The sequence below is a fragment of the Vreelandella sp. EE27 genome (assembly GCF_968206495.1).
This window is the reverse complement of record NZ_OZ309109.1, coordinates 973,643-989,036: the sequence shown is the minus strand read 5'-3', so window position 1 is coordinate 989,036 and position 15,394 is coordinate 973,643. Positions and strand designations below refer to the sequence as shown.

General features: G+C 61.8%; 17 protein-coding genes and 1 pseudogene. 7 read left to right on the top strand and 11 right to left on the bottom strand.

Annotation, left to right across the window (positions count from 1 at the left end; translation table 11 throughout):
• The first annotated feature begins 6 nt into the window (after positions 1-6).
• On the top strand, positions 7-789 hold the full coding sequence (locus tag ACWHVV_RS04715; RefSeq protein ID WP_447928321.1) for a creatininase family protein: 783 nt from the start codon (positions 7-9) through the stop codon (positions 787-789).
• Between the two features lie 49 nt (positions 790-838).
• Here the strand turns inward: ACWHVV_RS04715 and ribA are convergent, their stop codons facing one another.
• Entirely contained in the window at positions 839-1,942 is a 1,104-nt protein-coding gene (ribA, locus tag ACWHVV_RS04710; RefSeq protein WP_447928320.1) for a GTP cyclohydrolase II RibA, read from the bottom strand.
• A 97-nt stretch (positions 1,943-2,039) separates the two neighbouring features.
• Here ribA and ACWHVV_RS04705 point away from each other — a divergent pair, with 97 nt between their 5' ends.
• Positions 2,040-2,894 carry a RibD family protein gene (locus tag ACWHVV_RS04705; RefSeq protein ID WP_447929118.1) on the top strand — a complete coding sequence of 285 codons (855 nt, stop codon included), beginning with the start codon at positions 2,040-2,042 and terminating at the stop codon, positions 2,892-2,894.
• Positions 2,895-2,963: 69 nt separating this feature from the next.
• On the opposite strand, the pseudogene ACWHVV_RS04700 reads toward ACWHVV_RS04705, so the two are convergent.
• The 4 genes and pseudogenes from ACWHVV_RS04700 to ACWHVV_RS04685 form a co-directional block, all read right to left on the bottom strand.
• A pseudogene (locus ACWHVV_RS04700) lies at positions 2,964-3,830 on the bottom strand (lysylphosphatidylglycerol synthase transmembrane domain-containing protein); the annotation flags it as partial.
• Between the two features lie 3 nt (positions 3,831-3,833).
• On the bottom strand, positions 3,834-5,759 hold the full coding sequence (locus ACWHVV_RS04695; RefSeq protein ID WP_447928319.1) for a glycosyltransferase: 1,926 nt from the start codon (positions 5,757-5,759) through the stop codon (positions 3,834-3,836).
• The gene (locus ACWHVV_RS04690) at positions 5,756-6,154 is read right to left on the bottom strand and encodes a 6-pyruvoyl trahydropterin synthase family protein (protein WP_447895411.1); all 399 of its coding nucleotides are present in this window, start codon (positions 6,152-6,154) and stop codon (positions 5,756-5,758) included. Before ACWHVV_RS04690 ends, ACWHVV_RS04695 begins: the two co-directional genes overlap by 4 nt.
• Before the next feature lie 59 nt (positions 6,155-6,213).
• Complete coding sequence (locus ACWHVV_RS04685) at positions 6,214-7,194, bottom strand: zinc-dependent alcohol dehydrogenase (protein ID WP_447928318.1); 981 nt, start codon at positions 7,192-7,194, stop codon at positions 6,214-6,216.
• Between the two features lie 310 nt (positions 7,195-7,504).
• Between ACWHVV_RS04685 and ACWHVV_RS04680 the strand changes: the two genes are divergently transcribed.
• The 5 genes from ACWHVV_RS04680 to modC all read left to right on the top strand — a co-directional run bounded on the left by ACWHVV_RS04680 (position 7,505) and on the right by modC (position 11,372).
• Positions 7,505-8,230, top strand: a complete 726-nt coding sequence (locus ACWHVV_RS04680) for a CDP-alcohol phosphatidyltransferase family protein (RefSeq protein WP_447928317.1) — start codon at positions 7,505-7,507, stop codon at positions 8,228-8,230.
• Between the two features lie 80 nt (positions 8,231-8,310).
• Positions 8,311-8,679, top strand: a complete 369-nt coding sequence (locus tag ACWHVV_RS04675; protein WP_447928316.1) for a winged helix-turn-helix domain-containing protein — start codon at positions 8,311-8,313, stop codon at positions 8,677-8,679.
• Positions 8,680-8,780: 101 nt separating this feature from the next.
• Positions 8,781-9,572 (top strand): molybdate ABC transporter substrate-binding protein, encoded by a 792-nt coding sequence (modA, locus tag ACWHVV_RS04670; protein ID WP_447928315.1) that lies wholly within the window; start codon positions 8,781-8,783, stop codon positions 9,570-9,572.
• The gene (gene modB, locus ACWHVV_RS04665; RefSeq protein WP_447895406.1) at positions 9,569-10,267 is read left to right on the top strand and encodes a molybdate ABC transporter permease subunit; all 699 of its coding nucleotides are present in this window, start codon (positions 9,569-9,571) and stop codon (positions 10,265-10,267) included. The genes modA and modB overlap by 4 nt, the downstream gene beginning before the upstream one ends.
• 4 nt (positions 10,268-10,271) lie before the next feature.
• Positions 10,272-11,372 (top strand): molybdenum ABC transporter ATP-binding protein, encoded by a 1,101-nt coding sequence (modC, locus tag ACWHVV_RS04660; protein WP_447928314.1) that lies wholly within the window; start codon positions 10,272-10,274, stop codon positions 11,370-11,372.
• A 164-nt stretch (positions 11,373-11,536) separates the two neighbouring features.
• On the opposite strand, the gene ACWHVV_RS04655 is transcribed toward modC, so the two are convergent.
• The 6 genes from ACWHVV_RS04655 to ACWHVV_RS04630 all read right to left on the bottom strand — a co-directional run bounded on the left by ACWHVV_RS04655 (position 11,537) and on the right by ACWHVV_RS04630 (position 14,917).
• Positions 11,537-11,947 (bottom strand): DUF6559 family protein, encoded by a 411-nt coding sequence (locus tag ACWHVV_RS04655; RefSeq protein WP_447928313.1) that lies wholly within the window; start codon positions 11,945-11,947, stop codon positions 11,537-11,539.
• Between the two features lie 50 nt (positions 11,948-11,997).
• On the bottom strand, positions 11,998-12,432 hold the full coding sequence (locus tag ACWHVV_RS04650; protein ID WP_447928312.1) for an acetyltransferase: 435 nt from the start codon (positions 12,430-12,432) through the stop codon (positions 11,998-12,000).
• A 12-nt stretch (positions 12,433-12,444) separates the two neighbouring features.
• On the bottom strand, positions 12,445-12,582 hold the full coding sequence (locus tag ACWHVV_RS04645) for a hypothetical protein (RefSeq protein WP_447928311.1): 138 nt from the start codon (positions 12,580-12,582) through the stop codon (positions 12,445-12,447).
• A 48-nt stretch (positions 12,583-12,630) separates the two neighbouring features.
• Complete coding sequence (locus ACWHVV_RS04640; protein WP_447928310.1) at positions 12,631-13,224, bottom strand: hypothetical protein; 594 nt, start codon at positions 13,222-13,224, stop codon at positions 12,631-12,633.
• A 172-nt stretch (positions 13,225-13,396) separates the two neighbouring features.
• Complete coding sequence (locus ACWHVV_RS04635; protein WP_447928309.1) at positions 13,397-14,050, bottom strand: DUF2268 domain-containing putative Zn-dependent protease; 654 nt, start codon at positions 14,048-14,050, stop codon at positions 13,397-13,399.
• Positions 14,051-14,185: 135 nt separating this feature from the next.
• Positions 14,186-14,917, bottom strand: coding sequence for an SDR family NAD(P)-dependent oxidoreductase (locus ACWHVV_RS04630; protein ID WP_447928308.1), 732 nt, complete (start codon positions 14,915-14,917; stop codon positions 14,186-14,188).
• Positions 14,918-15,394 lie beyond the last annotated feature (477 nt).

Here is a 15,394-nt window from a genome sequence, read left to right as displayed (position 1 = left end):
AGCGGCATGATTGTTCACTGGCAGGCGCTTACCGCGCCAAAGCTCAAAGAGATCGCCGCCCGTGATCCGGTGGCGGTTTTGACCCTGGGCGCTATCGAGCAGCACGGCACGCACCTGCCGCTGGCTACCGACCTGATCATTGGCGAGGGACTTCAAAGCGCCATGCTGGACGTGCTGGATTCGGCCGTAGACGTCATTTGCCTGCCGCCGATCGCCGTGGGCGCCAGCGACGAGCATAGCCACTTTGCCGGCACGCTGAGCCTGCCCCACACGACGGCAATCGCCACCCTGGAAGCCTACGGGGAAAGCGTCGCACGCGCGGGGATCAAGAAAATGGTCTGGATCAATAGCCACGGCGGTAACAAGGCGGTCATGGACCTGGCGGCGCTGACGCTGCGCAAGCGCTTTGCGATGCGCGTGGTGAAAGCCACCTATACGCGCCTTCCGCCGCTGGAGGCCGCCATCGACCCTGACGAGCTGCGCTACGGCTTGCACGGCGGCCTGCTGGAGACGGCCATGATGCTTTACCTGGCGCCGTCGCTCGTACATCTAGAAGACTACGCGCCCGCCCCGCCAGCGCAGCCTAAAGAGCCCGAGCATTTGCTCGGCCCCGAGGGGGCAGCGGCGTTTGCCTGGCTGGGGGAGGATTTGAGCGAGCACGGCGTAGCCGGCGATGCTACCGGCGCCGAGGCGGCACTGGGTCAGCGCCTGGTGGAGCACTACGCGGCCCAACTCGCCCAGGTAGTCGAAGAAACCGCCACGCTTCCCGCTTTTCAAAAGGCGCATTAAAAAGCCGCCAGCGGCACTTACTGGCGGCCGGTGCAAGCGCTTACTTTCGTTAGCGGCCGCGGCCTTCGAGCACGTCGTCGAGCAAATGCCCCGCGCGGTTGGCCTTGGCGCTCAGGTAGCGGTGGTTTTGATCCGTCACGCTGCCGTAAAGGGCCTGGCGCGAGACGACTTCGACCCCGCCGTCCGTCAACGCCTGGATTTTAAGCGGGTTGTTGGTCAGAAGCTGTACCTTGTCGATCGAGAGCGCGCGGAGCATATCCACCGCCACGGCGTATTGGCGCTCGTCATCGCCAAAGCCGAGCACCTGGTCGGCATCGACGGTGTCGAGCCCGCCATCCTGCAAGGTGTAGGCGCGCAGTTTGTTGGCAAGGCCGATACCACGCCCTTCTTGGGCCAGGTACAAGAGCACTCCGCCGCCCATCGCCTCGATACCCGCCACGGCATTTCTGAGCTGCTCGCCGCAATCGCAGCGCAGGCTGCCGAACAGGTCGCCGGTCAGGCAGGCTGAGTGCAGGCGAAGTGGCACCGCGCCTTCGATTTTTTCGAGATCACCAATCACGACAGCTACGTGCTCGCGCAGACCGTCCGGCTCGCGAAACAGCACGAAACGGGTCTCCACCGCGTCCTCCAGAGGAATGCGCGCTTCACTTATCCGCTTGAGCATGCCCGGGGCGCCGGCCAGGCACTGTTCGGCTTCCTCGGCGTCGACCTCCAAAAGCTTGCCTTGCACGAGCTGCTCGTCGATGGCGCTGGCCTGAGCGTCGCTCACCTCGGCGCAGAGCGCGGCGGGGATGAGCAGCGCCCGGCGCATCAGGTTGACCGCGGCGCGCTCGCCCACCCCGGCCGGCTTTAATCCGGTCAACAGACTTGAAGCGCTCTCCTCGCCCTTGGCCACGGCAAGGCGATGGAGATCCCTTTCGCTCACCTGCTCGGCAAGCGGCAGACACGCCGCCTCGGCCTTGAGCGACATGCCCATGGCTTCGAGGCGGTGGCGCGTCAATATCATGGCCGGCCGCGAGCCGGAAAGCGTGGATAACGTATCGACTGAAACGCTGCCCTCCAGTGCCTGCACCAGCAAGCGTTGACCACCGGTCTTCAACACCACGGGCAAGCCGCGGCGAATGTCGAAAATAGCGCGTTCAATGTGATACATGTAGGCCTCCTGGTAGCCTGGTAATGCGAGCAAGGTACGCTTGCGTTGGGCGCGTGGCCCCGGCATGATTCAATGTTGATTTTCCCTGGGAGGCGTCATGCCCGACTCCGATGGTTTGATAGGCCTTGCGCCGGCTGGCCCCGTTATCGACGTCGATAACGCCTGGCAGTGGCTGCTCGCCACGCGTAACGACGCCGCTAGTGACATCCCCATCATGCTTTCCGGCGAAGGCGGGTGGCACTGCCCGGACGGCGTTCGCGTCACCGCCGAGGCCGAAACGCTTCTGACCTGCCTGACGCCGCTGGCCGGGCAAAAGACATGGACGCTGGCCCAGCTGGGACAAAGCCTGGATGGGCGCATCGCCACCGAAAGCGGTCATTCGCACTATATCAATGGCTTCGAAAGCCTGGTTCACCTGCACCGGCTTCGGGCGCTGGCGGACGCCGTGGTCGTGGGCGCGGGCACCGCCACCGCCGATAACCCCCAGCTCACCGTGCGCCACGTGAGCGGCGCGCACCCGGTACGCGTGATCATCGACCCGCGCGGACGCGTGCCCGCGACGCTGGGTCTTCTGCAAAGCGAAGCGCCTCCCACACTGCACATCATCGGCGCCGGGGGCGAGCGGCGCCCAAGCCGTGCTACCCAGTGCGAGCTGCCCTTGAACGCGAACGGCCAGTTCGATCCCTCGGATGTCGTGGCACTGCTGCAGGGGCTGGGCTATCGTCGCATTCTGGTCGAAGGCGGTGGCATCACGATTTCCAGGTTCATCGAAGCCGGCACGATTGGCTATTTGCATCTTTTGGTGGCTCCCCTGCTGATTGGCTCGGGCCGGCCGGGTCTTCAAATGACGCCGATCGACACGCTGGAGAGCGCGCTGCGCCCGCGTATGCGCACCTTCCCCTGCGGGGACGACACGCTCTTTGACATCTGCCTGGCCAACAGCGCCACCTGACGGCGTCGCCTGGCCGCGCTGACCAAGGGCCACCCAAATGCCTGGCAGGCTCGCAAGCATGACCAGCACCCCGTAGGCCAGCGAAATAGCCACGCCCTGGGCCGAAGGCAGCCCGACCCAAAGCCACACCGCCGCCGCCGTTCCCTCGCGAAGCCCCCAGCCGGCGATGGAGAGCGGCACCAGCATGGCAAGTAGCAGCGGCGGCGTCAGGGCCAAAATGCTCCAGGTGCTCTGCTCGATACCGATCGCGCGTGCAGCGCACACCATGACCAAACCGTAGCTCATAACAATGGCAAGGGATGACGCCAGCTGCCAGTACCAAACGCCTCGTTTGAGCAAACTGCGGCGAATATCGCGCCCGAAGGTAGCGCACCAGGCGGGCAGCTCGAAGGTGCGGGTTTGGCTCAGCCAAAACGCGAACGCCCCTCCACCAAGCGTCATCGTGATCACGCCCCCCGCCAACAGCAAAAACCCGGTGGGCCCTAGCGCGCGATGCCAAAGCGGCGAAGCACACAGCGCCAGTATGACCAAAAGCGCCACGGCGCCCTGGCCCGAGGCGCGCTCGAGCAGCACCGCGCGCCAGGCGCCGCCTTTGGAGGCAGACTGGGTCGCGTGGCGGTGGGCACGCCCGGCGTCGCCCAGCACGCCCCCCGGCAGCAGCTGATTGACCAAAAGCGCCAGGTAGTACTCACGCAGCGCGTAACCATAGCGCAGCGGTACTCCCACCAGATCCGCGGTGAACTTCCAGCGCCAGGCGCTTAGCATGACCTGCAAAACGCTAATCGCCAGCGCCAGCGCCATCCACATCGGTGATAACCGCTGGACCTCCCGGGCTACCTCGCCCGGGTTTACCCAAAGCGCTACCGCGCCCAGTAGTGCCGCGCTGATGAGCCCGCGCTGCACCCAAGGGGTTTTAAGCCACGCCACTACGCCCATGCGTTACGCCTTTACGGGCGGTAAGGCGAGCACATCCTGGTGCCCGACCCAGATGCCCAGCTCACCGGCTCTGACCATGGCCAGGCGCGCGTCGCGCCACTGCGCGATACGGCTTGCTTCTACGGGGGCCTGCTCGGTCATCGCCTCGGCCCAGCCCTCGAGCAGCGAACACATCATGGGAACGAATTCAGGGTCCCCGGCCCTAAGCTGCCAAGGGGTAGCGGCCTGCTCTACGTGGAAGCCATGGGCGTTCAAGGCCTCGACGAGTTCGGCTTGGGCGGCGCCGCCCAGCGCGCTGCCAAGGCCCTTGTCGCGAAGCTGATGAGCGTTGAACAGCGCCAGCGCCCAGCGATCCTCATCGTTTTCGAGCATCTCGCCGGCCGGGTCGACGAAACACCACTGACCGGTGACACTAAGCGCCACTAAAAGCGCCTGCTTTTGCGCCGCGCACTGCTTGGTCAGCGCCTCGATCCACTCTTTGGAGACCAAATCCAAAAGCGCCGAGGCGGTGACGAGTTTTGCCGCCGCCAGCGCTTCGTGGTCCAGGTCACTGAGCGAGGCACAGTGAATACGCGCTTTGACGGCTTCGCCGCTAGCGCTCGTTAGCGCCTCGGCCCGACGTTGGGCCTCTCTTAACAGGCGCTCGTCGTGATCCAGTAATTGCCAGCTTTGCGCCCCGGGAAGCCGTGGCGCCAGAAACTGCATGCTGCTGCCGCGCCCACACCCCAGATCGGCAATCACCGGCTCGCCGGGCTGCTTTTGAAGCCACCGACCCGCCTTGTTGGCAAGCTCGGCGCTGCGCGCCTTGAAATCCGCGCTTTCCCGAAGCGTGAGCCAATCGGCACCAAATTCGCTGCCCGCCGAAAGCGCAGCCGGGCGGCCAAGCGCGTTTGCAAAGGCCTGCCCCGCCGCTTGCCAGTCGCCAAGCGCATCCCGCGCGGCGAGTGCCCCTTCGCGCAGGCGCGCGCGCAGCTCTTCATCGCTTAAAAAGCCCTCGAGCGCTTCATTAAGCGCTGCGACATTGCCAGGTTCTACGCTCATACCCGCATTGGCGGGCAAGGTGTCGGCCAGCGCCCCGCCGGTCGTGGTCAGCACGGGCAGGCCGTGGGCCAGGGCCTCGGTGACCACCATGCCGTAGCCTTCGTACCAGGAGGGCAGCACCAGGGCATGGGCGTGCTGGTAGGCGGCCTCGAGGGTGGCGGCGTCGCACTCGCCGTGCAGGGTGATCTGATTCAATCCGTGGCGCTCGATCAGCGCCTCGACCTCGGCGGTGAAAGCCGAGTCGCGCTTGCCGCCATAAAGGTCGCACTGCCATTGGGTAGCGCTGACCCCGGCCAGCGCCTTGACCAGTACGTCCTGGCCTTTGCGTGGGGTCAGAGTGGCCACGCATAAAAGGCGTAGCGGCTCGCCGCTTGCAGGCGCCGGGCTAACGGGAGCGGGCTCCACCCCGGGCTCGACGGCGGTAACGGGGGCGCGCAAGGGCACATCGTATTCATCCGCCAGCGTTTCGAGACGGCGCTTTGTAAAGCGGCTGGTGACGATAATACGGGCCACGCTTTGCAGGCCCTGAAGCTCGCTCGCGTGTAGCCGCCTTTGCGCCGCGTCGTCCAGGCCCTGCTCATCGCCCAGCGGGTGGTGCACAAGGGCGGTGATATCCAACCGCGCACCGTGGCTTGCCACGATATCTGGAAGGCTACCCATCGCCAGGCCGTCGATAATCACCCGCTCGCCATCGCCCAATGCACTCAGCGTTTGGGCGAGTTCGCCCGCGGCCTCGTCGCAGGCGTCCGGGAAGCGCCCGGCAAGCTCGGCCACGTTTACCTCGAAGCCCTGCTCGCGAAGCGCAGCTACCATGCGGGCATCGTACACATAGCCCCCGGTACGCTGATCGAGCGAGCCCGCCACGACCAGGGTAAAGCGCTTGCTCATAAGGCGCCTTCGTAGCTTGCCCAGGCCACATGGGATTCGTGAAGCGTCACCTCCATATGGGTAATACCTTGGGCGGTAGTGCCCATCTTGCCCTCTTTGATGCTTTTGGCCAGCGCATTGAAAATCACCCCGGCCATGAATTCGGTGGTGGTATTTTTGCCCTTGAACTCGGGGACTTCATCGAGGTTTTGCATGTTGTAAGCGGCCAGCACCTCTTTCACGGTGTCGCTTGCCAGGCCGATATCGATCACCAACCCGTCGCTATCAAGCTCCGGGCGCTTGAAGGCGACATCGACCACGTAGGTAGCCCCGTGGGTGCGCTGGGCCGGGCCGAAAATCTCGCCCTTGAAGCTATGGGCAATCATGAAATGGTCGCGAACGCATAAACGGTACATGAAAGTTCCTTTTCTAAAATGTGCGGGCCAGGGATTGAACGCGTAAGGCGATCAACCGATTAGGTATAGTTAATACGGTGGCAAAGCGCTCGGCTTTCGGGCCCGAAAAGTGTGGGCGCCAAAGCGGGAAACTCGTTGAACGAGCATTCACCGCTGATCAGGTGGTCAAGCCGGGCGTCCGCGAGCAGGGAAAGCGCAAGCGTTAGCCGCCGGCGATAATCCCAGCGCGGTTTGAGCGCGGCGGGTAGCTGACCTACCTGGCTTGCCTTGATGGAAAGCCGCTGGGAGTGAAAGGCGCCGCCGAGGGCAAGCGATGTCTCGCCTTCGCCAAACCAACTCATTTCGATCAAGCGCCCTTCGCTACCCAAAAGGCCAAGCCCCAGGCGCAACCCTTCGCCGTGCCCGCTGGCATGAATCACGCAGTCCTGGTCGGTCGGCGCGCTTTCCGGGGTGCAAAAATCGACCCCTAGCGCCTTTGCAAGTACGCGGCGCTCCGGGTTGATGTCGATAAGGTGCACCGTCACACCCGGGATCTGCGCGCACAGATAAGCCACCAACGCCCCCACTACCCCTGCGCCCACGACGCAAAGTTTCTCGCCCAGCCGGGGGTTGGCATCCCACACCCCGTTGATGGCGGTTTCCATATTGGAGGTGAGGACCGCGCGCGAGGGCGGGATGGCGTCGGGCAGGGGCAGGACCGCCTTTGAAGGCACGACAAAACGGGTTTGGTGCGGGTAAAGGCAAAAGACGGTTTGGTCCAGCAACGACTCGGGGCCCTTTTCGACCACGCCGATGTTGCAATAGCCATACTTGACCGGCGTTGGAAAATCCCCGGATTGAAAGGGCGCGCGCATCCGGGCGTACTCGCTCTCGGGCACCCGCGCGTTGAAGACCAACGACTCCGTTCCCCGGCTTACGCCGCTATAAAGCGTGCGCACCTGAACCTGGTCTTCGCTCAAGGGGGCGAGGTGTTCAGACTGAATTTCGCCCACGCCGGGGCGCTTGATCCAAAAGGCATCCGCCGTTTCCATCAGCGCCATAGATTCGATTCCCTGTGAATAATGCGTTTTATCGTCCAACGCTTAAGCATTGCCAGGTTTTCATCCGTTTTCAACGTCATGAGTTCTTTTCATTAACCTTAGCCTGGCTTAGTTTAGATGACGATAAGCCGGATAAACCCAGCCGGTCTTTCATCAACATACCCTTTATACAGGTATAGACAAAGCCAAAAACTTATACAAAGATCATATTTTCAAAATATAAACATACAACATAGAACACGACCCAGAACACAACATAGAACATAGAACATAGAACATAGATGCGGCCTTGCCCGCTTTGTGAGTTGCCATGCCACTTTTGACCGATACCCTCGCAGCAGGGCTATTCAAACGCCTTTACAGCGCGTTCGAACTGGCCCTGGGGGCATTACTTCTCGTCGTGATCGGTACGTGCTTCCCCCTTTTGTTGCCGTCGCTAGCGACCTGGGGGCTGACCGCGGCGATATATAGCGTAATCACCGGTTTGACCCTGTATTTCTGGCGCTGCGGGCCGCTTGGCTGGGCCAATCGGGTCACGCTGGTGCGGGGTGTTTTAGTGGCGATCATTGCCGGCGCGCTGGCGGGTGACGCCTTTATCGAGGCTATCTGGCTGTGGCTTGCGGTGGCCGTGGCCTCGTTGATGCTCGACGGTGTCGATGGGTTCGTGGCCCGCAAAACCGACAGCCACTCGCACTTTGGCGCCCGCTTTGACATGGAGCTCGATGCGCTTATGATTTTGCTGCTGTGCATCGGCCTTTTGCAGCTCGAATCCCTCGGCGCTTGGGTGCTGCTCATTGGCGGTATACGCTATCTGTTCGTGCTGGCAGGCCGGGGATTCGAGTGGCTCAAGGCGCCGCTTTTTGCGAGCTTTCGGCGTAAAGCGGTATGCGTTTGGCAGGTCCTGGCGCTGTTACTCGCGCTTACGCCGCTCACCTCCCACGTGACGGCGAGCCTTCTGGCGCTCAGCGCGTTGATCGCCTCCGCCTACTCCTTCGGGTACGACACCTGGTGGCTTTATAGGCAGCCGCGCCACTAGGCCGCCTTGTTGGCAAGCCCACTCTACCCCGGCCCGGGCGGCTGCTACACTGGCGAGGTTGCGTTTTTCCGGAGCCGACTGTGACCCGTACCCACCACCCCGCCCCCACCTTTCAACTGCGCCTGGCGCTGCACCGCGATGTCATCATCGGGCCCGGCAAGGTGAGCCTTCTGGAGGCCGTCGACCAAACGGGGTCGATCTCCGCCGCCGGGCGCGAACTCGATATGAGCTATAAAAAAGCGTGGCAGTTGATCGATACCATGAACGCGCATTTTACCGGCCCTTTGGTGGCCACCCACGCCGGCGGTAGCGAGCGTGGGGGTGCCCAACTCACCGAGCTCGGCGCGCTGGTGATTCGCCACTACCGCGCACTGGAGCGGGCCACCGAGCACTGCGAAGATGCCCAGGCATTGCTGGCACTTCTAGCCCCTACCGGTGAGGAGGGCTAACCTATAGAGCGTGCTCTCGATCGAACGGACTGGCTTGATCCTGACCGTTATTGCCGCTACTCTCCGCTATATCCAAATGGAAATAGCGGGAACCGATCACGATGAAACCTCTTCTTGCACGCCCGCCGCTGGCCGCACCGCTGCTTCTCTTGTTTGCGCTGTCGGCCGAGGCGGCGGAAAACGTTCATGTGGCTGCCGCGGCTTCGCTCACCGATGCCATGGATGAGGCCATCGCCGCCTTCGAGGCCGACCACGACATCACCGTCACCCCGGTCTACGCTTCATCGTCGACGCTAGCGCGCCAGATCGCCAACGGCAGCCCCGCCCAGGTGTTTCTCTCCGCCAACGTCGACTGGATGGACTGGCTGGAGGAGCAAGGCGTCGGCCTCACCGAGCGCCGGGACCTGCTGCACAACCGTTTGGCGCTGGTGACCGGCAACGAGAACCAGGCTGCCTTCACGCCCGGCGAGGATGGCACCATCGATACCCTGCTGGCGGACAACGAGCGGTTATCCGTCGGCGACCCGGATCACGTACCCGCGGGCATCTATACCCGGCAGGCCCTCGAAGCGCTGGGCGAATGGGAAGCGCTGGCGCCCCGGCTGGCGCGGGGAAGCGACGTACGCGCCGCGCTTGCTCTGGTGGAGCGCCAGGAGGCGCCGGTGGGCGTGGTGTACCAGACGGATGCGCTGGCAAGCCCCCGGGTACATACCCTGGGACTGTTTCCCGCCGATACCCATGAGCCCATCACCTACCCCGTCGCGCTCATCGGCGCCGACGATGCCTCGAAAGACGCGACCGCCGCGCAAACGCTACGGACCTGGCTCGAAAGCGACGAGGCGCTGGCCATCTTTGGCGAATACGGTTTCGCGACCGACACCGACACGCCATGAGCCTGACGCCCGCCGAGTGGGAAGCGATACGGCTTAGCCTTTTGATCGGCGGGGCGGCGGTGGCGTGGATTTTGCCGCCGGGTATCGCCGTGGCCTGGTGGCTGGCCCGCTTCGAGTTCCGCGGCAAGGCGTTAGTGGATGGCCTCATTCACCTCCCCCTGGTGCTGCCCCCCGTGGTAGTGGGTTACCTGCTGCTGGTCACGCTGGGCCGCCAGGGGGTGGTCGGCGCGTGGTTATATGCCACGCTGGGGGTGTCGCTGCCGTTCACCTGGCAAGGAGCCGCCGTGGCCAGCGGCGTCATGGCGTTTCCCCTGCTGGTCCGTGCGCTCAGGCTCTCCCTCGAGGCGGTAGACCCCAAGCTCGAGGCCGCCGCCAGCACGCTGGGCGCCAGCCGCCTGCGGGTTTTCAGCACCATTACGCTGCCGCTGGCCGTGCCCGGGCTTCTGACCGGTACGGTGCTGGCCTTCGCTCGGGCGCTTTCCGAGTTCGGCGCCACGATCACCTTCGCCTCGAACATTCCCGGCGAAACGCGCACCTTGCCGCTGGCGCTCTATACGCTGATTCAATCCGCCGGCCAGGAGGGGGCCGCGGCGCGGCTCTGCCTGATCTCGATCGTGATCGCCCTGGCCTCATTGATCGCCTCGGAGTGGCTGGCCCGGCGCACCCGACAACGCTTGCAACAACGTGATGGCTAATCCGATGTCCACGAACCCCGCCAAGCGGCTAAGGCTCAGCGTCGCCAAGACGCTGGGCGAATTCGAGCTCGACGCCACCCTGGACTTACCCGCCAACGGGGTGAGCGGCATTTTTGGCCCCTCGGGCAGCGGCAAAACCAGCCTGCTACGCCTGATTGCGGGGCTGGACCGCCCCAGGTCGGGAACGATCACCCTGGGCGAGCAGACACTGCTGGATACCCGGCAACGCCGCTGTACGCCCGTTCACCGCCGGCGTATCGGCGTGGTGTTTCAGGAAGCGCGGCTTTTCCCCCACTACCGGGTGCGGGGCAACCTCACCTACGCCATGCCCCGCTCGGCGCCAGAGCGCTTCGATGAAGTCGTCGAGCTTCTGGGCATCGAGGCGCTGTTGGAGCGCATGCCCGGCACGCTCTCCGGCGGCGAGGCCCGCCGGGTTGCCATCGGCCGGGCGCTTCTGAGCGAGCCGCAGCTTCTGTTGATGGACGAGCCGCTGACCGGGCTCGACGGCGCGCGCAAGGACGAGCTTCTTCGCTATATCGCCAGGCTCACCCGCCAGGTCGACATTCCGGTGGTGTACGTGAGCCACGACGCCGATGAGATCGCCGCCATTGCCGACCACCTGGTGGTCATGAACGCCGGGCGCGTGGTGGCAAGCGACACGCTGGACACGCTGCTGCAGCGCTTCGATTTGACCTCACTACTCGGCGGCTTCGATGCGGCCTCGCTGCTGGAAGGTAGCGTCGAATCCGTCGATCATGCTTACGGTTTGACCTGCCTGGCGCTGGACGAGCAGCACCGCTTGATGCTGCCCGGCGACGCCGCCCCGGTGGGTAGCCGCTTGCGGGTACGTATACCCGCCCGCGACATCGCCCTGGCCCTGACGCCGCCGGCCGACACCAGCTTTCGCAACCAGCTGCCAGCCATCATCGAGGACACCGCGACGCTACCCGAGACGCCCCACTCGGTCGAACTTCTCTTGCGGGTTGGCCGCTTTGGCCTGCGCGCCCGGCTCACCCGCCACGCCTTCGAGGCGCTCGATTTGAAAAAAGGCATGACGGTGACGGCACTCATTCGTAGCGTCTCCTTCAATGCGCTCCAGCGCTAGGCCAAGTTGCTGCCGTGAGGACCACATTAGAACGCACTGGCCCACTGGCCGGGCTGCGCTTCCCAATTCCATTACCCCGTCCATCCCTTTGTCGATAAACCCGACACGATGGACCCAGCGCTGATTAAGCCCGCCGAGCGTTGGACTGGCGGCTTGCGCCAGGCTTAATTGCCGCTGCCGCCGTCCGCACCACCGCCTCCTCCGTCGCCACTGCCGAATGAACCGACGTCGCCCATCGCGCCACCGCTAAAGCTTGCGCTGGCAGCAATAATGCTCAAGCAGTTGAAATCCGTGCTACCGGATAAGTAATCGTTCCCTACCTCCGCCCGCAGGGTTTCGTAACTTGCGTCCCCCCGGTCGTGGTCTCGAAAAGCCATAAACTCTGGCTCGCGGGTATACATCGCCATGGCATACTGCTGGTAATGATTATTAAGCCCTGACCGCTCGATACTGCGCTGTACCTGGAGATGGGTATAGTACGGCTGACGCCCATAATCATTGGCCAGGGTCGTCGGTAATCGCTGAATATAGGATTCAATGGCCCTCTTTTTTCTGATCCTCTCGAAAAATCGCATAATCAAGCTCTCTTAAGATAACGCTCGAAGACAGGATGCCCCACCGCCCGCTAGCCAAGCACCATGTGTAGTAGCGGGTAAGGTTTGCCCAGCCCATCCACCGGTGAGCGCCCCACCACCTTGAAGCCCAGCCGCTGGTAAAACCCCAGCGCCTGCACGTTCTGCTCGTTCACATCGACCTTGCCGACGCCCTGCTCTTGAACGGCGTGCTCGACCAGCGCTTTGCCGATGCCCTGGCCTCGCGCGTCGGGGGCGATGAACAGCATTTCGAGCTTGCCATCGCTTACACCGCTGAATCCCAGGATCTCGCCGCCGGGCGCACGTGTCATTCGCAGCGTTACCGCATCGAAAAATTGCTCGAAAATGAGCGGCTTGAGCATCAACAGATCGTCTTCGGCGAGAAAATCGTGGGTGGCGCGCACGGAGGCTTCCCACACGGCAATCAGCGCCGAGTAGTGGGCTTTATCGGCTTTTTCTATCTTCATCGGTTTTCTCGATTAACGGCTTGTTGCTTGCGGCGGCGTTACCTCGATAAACCATGCCGGGTGCATGGCCTCGAAGTCGGTGCGTACATTGGCGGGCAGATAGCTGGCGGAATCCAGCACCACGGCTTGACCCTCTTCACGCTTGAACACAACCCAGTGCCAGAAGGGCTTGCCGCCCCTTTTTGAATGCTGACGCGTTTATGGACCGAATATGCCCTGACTTAACATTAAGAGAGCGTAAAGAGGCACGAAAACCGCTGCCGTAGCCGCATCGAATGTAACGGTCACAGGTGTTGCAATAACCCGACCTGCGGTATCAAGAGGCCCCCTGGGCATGCTCATAAGCACTTGATACTCGTTTTCGAGCTTTTGAAGCGGTAGATCACCTTCGATGGTATATCGCTCGCCTCTCACCTCGCGTATCAATTGGTAGCGGTCAGTGGTGGTGTTTTGTATAAAGCCAAGCGCAGCTAATCGATTGGTAAGTTCAGCAGAGGGAGTCTCTTCACGTAGTTTAAGCGTTATAACGCCGGTCACCACATTCGAACTGGAGAGCGAGAAATGTTTGAACTCGGGCTGGAATTCCACCTCTCGGCTGAGTATCAGCGCTTGACCAAGTTGTTGCTGACTGCGGAATAAATAGGCTTCTCGACGCGTCGTGACGACTAAATCGTTTGTTTCTGTGTTCACGTAAAAGCCATTAATGCTGACGAGCCTCTCGGGCTTTTCTTCCCATAGCTTTGTGGTGCAACCCGCTAAAAAAATACATAGCACGATCAGTAACCGATACATCGATCTCTCCTGGTAATCATTTGGGCAGTCGAATTAAACCTTAACGATCAAGCACCTTAAAAACCAGAACTCCTATAAATAAATATCCAGATCAATAGGATACTGTCCAAGAATACGCTACACGTCGGCTTGGCACTCCAGTAATGAGCGAATGAATAGGGGCTTGGAGAGGTTACCGCCCGACGTCGGCCATCGCTAAAATCTCACTGGTGGGTACGTTCACCAGTGCAGCCGCGGATCTACCGCTGGCGCGAATGGCACGTTCGGCAATCCAGGTGCCCGCGCGATAGCCTATCCAGCGCCGGCCGTCATCGTGTTGAATCATCCACTGGAAATAGGGCGCGGTCACGGGCAGTGCCAGCAGTTCCTCGACCCACACGTCGACGTTAGCCGGGTAATCGCCCCAGGGCGTGCGCCGCCCGCCTACGTCACGCTCGAACACGGTGGCCAGCCCTTCGCTGACCACGCCCTCCATGAACGTCGTGCGCGGCTCGTCACGATGGATCACCCAGCCCCGGGCCAGGTGATGAAGCTCATGAAACAGCGTATAGCGAAGCTGCTCGCGGGCGATATGGGCAACGCTTTGTCCTTGCGAGGCATCCACCGTCCAGCCCACGCGAGTGGCGGAGACCGCCAGGCCCATCTCGCCGGTTTCGGGGATCACCATCTTGCCGGTTTGGCAGGTAAGCTCCATGTCACCGGGCAGCATGGGTAAGTGCTCACGCACCTGCGGCTCCACGTCAGCACAGGTTTGTTCGATCGCATCCCGCGCCGCCTCATCGAAGTGGCGGCCGTCCCGAGTATCGAGATAAAGCGGTGTGATCATGGAGTGCCCCCGGATGAACAAGGCGTTTCAGGAAGACAAAAGCCCTCTTTGTCCATCAAGAGGGCTTTTGCGTTTACGGATTTGTGAGCGTTACTGCAGCCCATCAAGGTGGCTTGAATGGGTCATGCTCAGAAATTATACAATCGAATAACCGCCATCGACCGGAATGATGGCGCCTGATACAAAAGAGGCGGCGGGCGAGCACAAAAAGGCTACCACTTGCGCAATCTCTTCGGGCTCACCAAAGCGATGCATCGGCGTACGTGCTTTCGTCGATTTCTGCGCTTCTTCGGGTAGCGCGTTCATTAGCGAGGTTGCCACCCACCCCGGCGCAACCGCGTTGACGCGAATGCCGTCCTGAGCGTATTTCGCCGCCAGCGACTTGGTGACCTGATCCACGGCGCCTTTACTGGCGCTGTAGGCAGGGAACGCATCCGAGCCGAAAATCGCATACATGGAGGAGGTATTGACGATGCACCCCAGATCAGAGGCCTTCAAAAGCGGGTGGGCCAGCGTGCTGAGATGAAACGCCGAGTTGACGTTGATATCCATGATCTTCTTGTACAGCGAATAGTCGTACTGCTCGGGCGGGCAAATACCCGCCGCATTGAACAGGATATCCAGCTGATCCAGCCCGGCGAAGAAGCTTTCTACTTTCTCTTCATCGGTCACATCCATTTCAAAGGCGGAAACATCCAGCCCGGCGGGCACCTCGAGCTTGTCGGCCTCCAGTCCCAGCGCGTACACCTTCGCGCCCAGGTTCGCCAGGTAGAAGGCGGATGCGGCGCCCAGTCCTTCGTTGGTGGTGGCACCGGTCACCACGGCGACGCGGCCTTTTAACAGGTCACTTTGAAACGTTGCTGTCATTTTGATTACCTCTCGATTTACCAGACGACTCCACTTTGACTTGTTTATTACAAACTAAAGAAAATCATCGACAATGAATTAAAACAAGCCGTTACCACGCTGCAAACGTATACCTTTTAGCTGAAAAATCCAATTCATGAGGGCACGTTCATAGATCTATTACCCTTGTGACCTTTTAGTTCCGACCCTTTACATGATGTTATTTCAGCAAGATAAAGGGGTCGGTATCCAGAAGTAGAGCATGAGTAAAAGTCGCTCCCAGTAAGGCGTGGGAGGCTGATAACTTCGTCGGCAACGCGCGGCGGTAATACAACAGTGCCCAGCGCCTCGATTTCAACGACCCAAGCCAGTGGGCCATCTAACGATAACCCGCCTTCTATGCGTTCGCTTTTTCTCCTGTTTTGCTCTTTGCCCTTCCATGGCGACAACCCACACACCCCAAACTCGCTCGTCATTCAATCGTCACATTGGCGGGGC

Bases quoted from the DNA above. Each gene is read 5' to 3' on its own strand.
- modA (WP_447928315.1), top strand. From the start codon at position 8,781: ATGAAACCTCTTCTTGCACGCCCGCCGCTGGCCGCACCGCTGCTTCTC.
- ACWHVV_RS04690 (WP_447895411.1), bottom strand. From the start codon at position 6,154: ATGTACCGTTTATGCGTTCGCGACCATTTCATGATTGCCCATAGCTTC.
- ACWHVV_RS04705 (WP_447929118.1), top strand. From the start codon at position 2,040: ATGCCCGACTCCGATGGTTTGATAGGCCTTGCGCCGGCTGGCCCCGTT.
- ACWHVV_RS04680 (WP_447928317.1), top strand. From the start codon at position 7,505: ATGCCACTTTTGACCGATACCCTCGCAGCAGGGCTATTCAAACGCCTT.
- ACWHVV_RS04640 (WP_447928310.1), bottom strand. From the start codon at position 13,224: ATGTATCGGTTACTGATCGTGCTATGTATTTTTTTAGCGGGTTGCACC.
- ACWHVV_RS04715 (WP_447928321.1), top strand. From the start codon at position 7: ATGATTGTTCACTGGCAGGCGCTTACCGCGCCAAAGCTCAAAGAGATC.
- ribA (WP_447928320.1), bottom strand. From the start codon at position 1,942: ATGTATCACATTGAACGCGCTATTTTCGACATTCGCCGCGGCTTGCCC.
- ACWHVV_RS04650 (WP_447928312.1), bottom strand. From the start codon at position 12,432: ATGAAGATAGAAAAAGCCGATAAAGCCCACTACTCGGCGCTGATTGCC.
- modB (WP_447895406.1), top strand. From the start codon at position 9,569: ATGAGCCTGACGCCCGCCGAGTGGGAAGCGATACGGCTTAGCCTTTTG.
- modC (WP_447928314.1), top strand. From the start codon at position 10,272: ATGTCCACGAACCCCGCCAAGCGGCTAAGGCTCAGCGTCGCCAAGACG.
- ACWHVV_RS04685 (WP_447928318.1), bottom strand. From the start codon at position 7,194: ATGGCGCTGATGGAAACGGCGGATGCCTTTTGGATCAAGCGCCCCGGC.
- ACWHVV_RS04630 (WP_447928308.1), bottom strand. From the start codon at position 14,917: ATGACAGCAACGTTTCAAAGTGACCTGTTAAAAGGCCGCGTCGCCGTG.
- ACWHVV_RS04655 (WP_447928313.1), bottom strand. From the start codon at position 11,947: ATGCGATTTTTCGAGAGGATCAGAAAAAAGAGGGCCATTGAATCCTAT.
- ACWHVV_RS04695 (WP_447928319.1), bottom strand. From the start codon at position 5,759: ATGAGCAAGCGCTTTACCCTGGTCGTGGCGGGCTCGCTCGATCAGCGT.
- ACWHVV_RS04635 (WP_447928309.1), bottom strand. From the start codon at position 14,050: ATGATCACACCGCTTTATCTCGATACTCGGGACGGCCGCCACTTCGAT.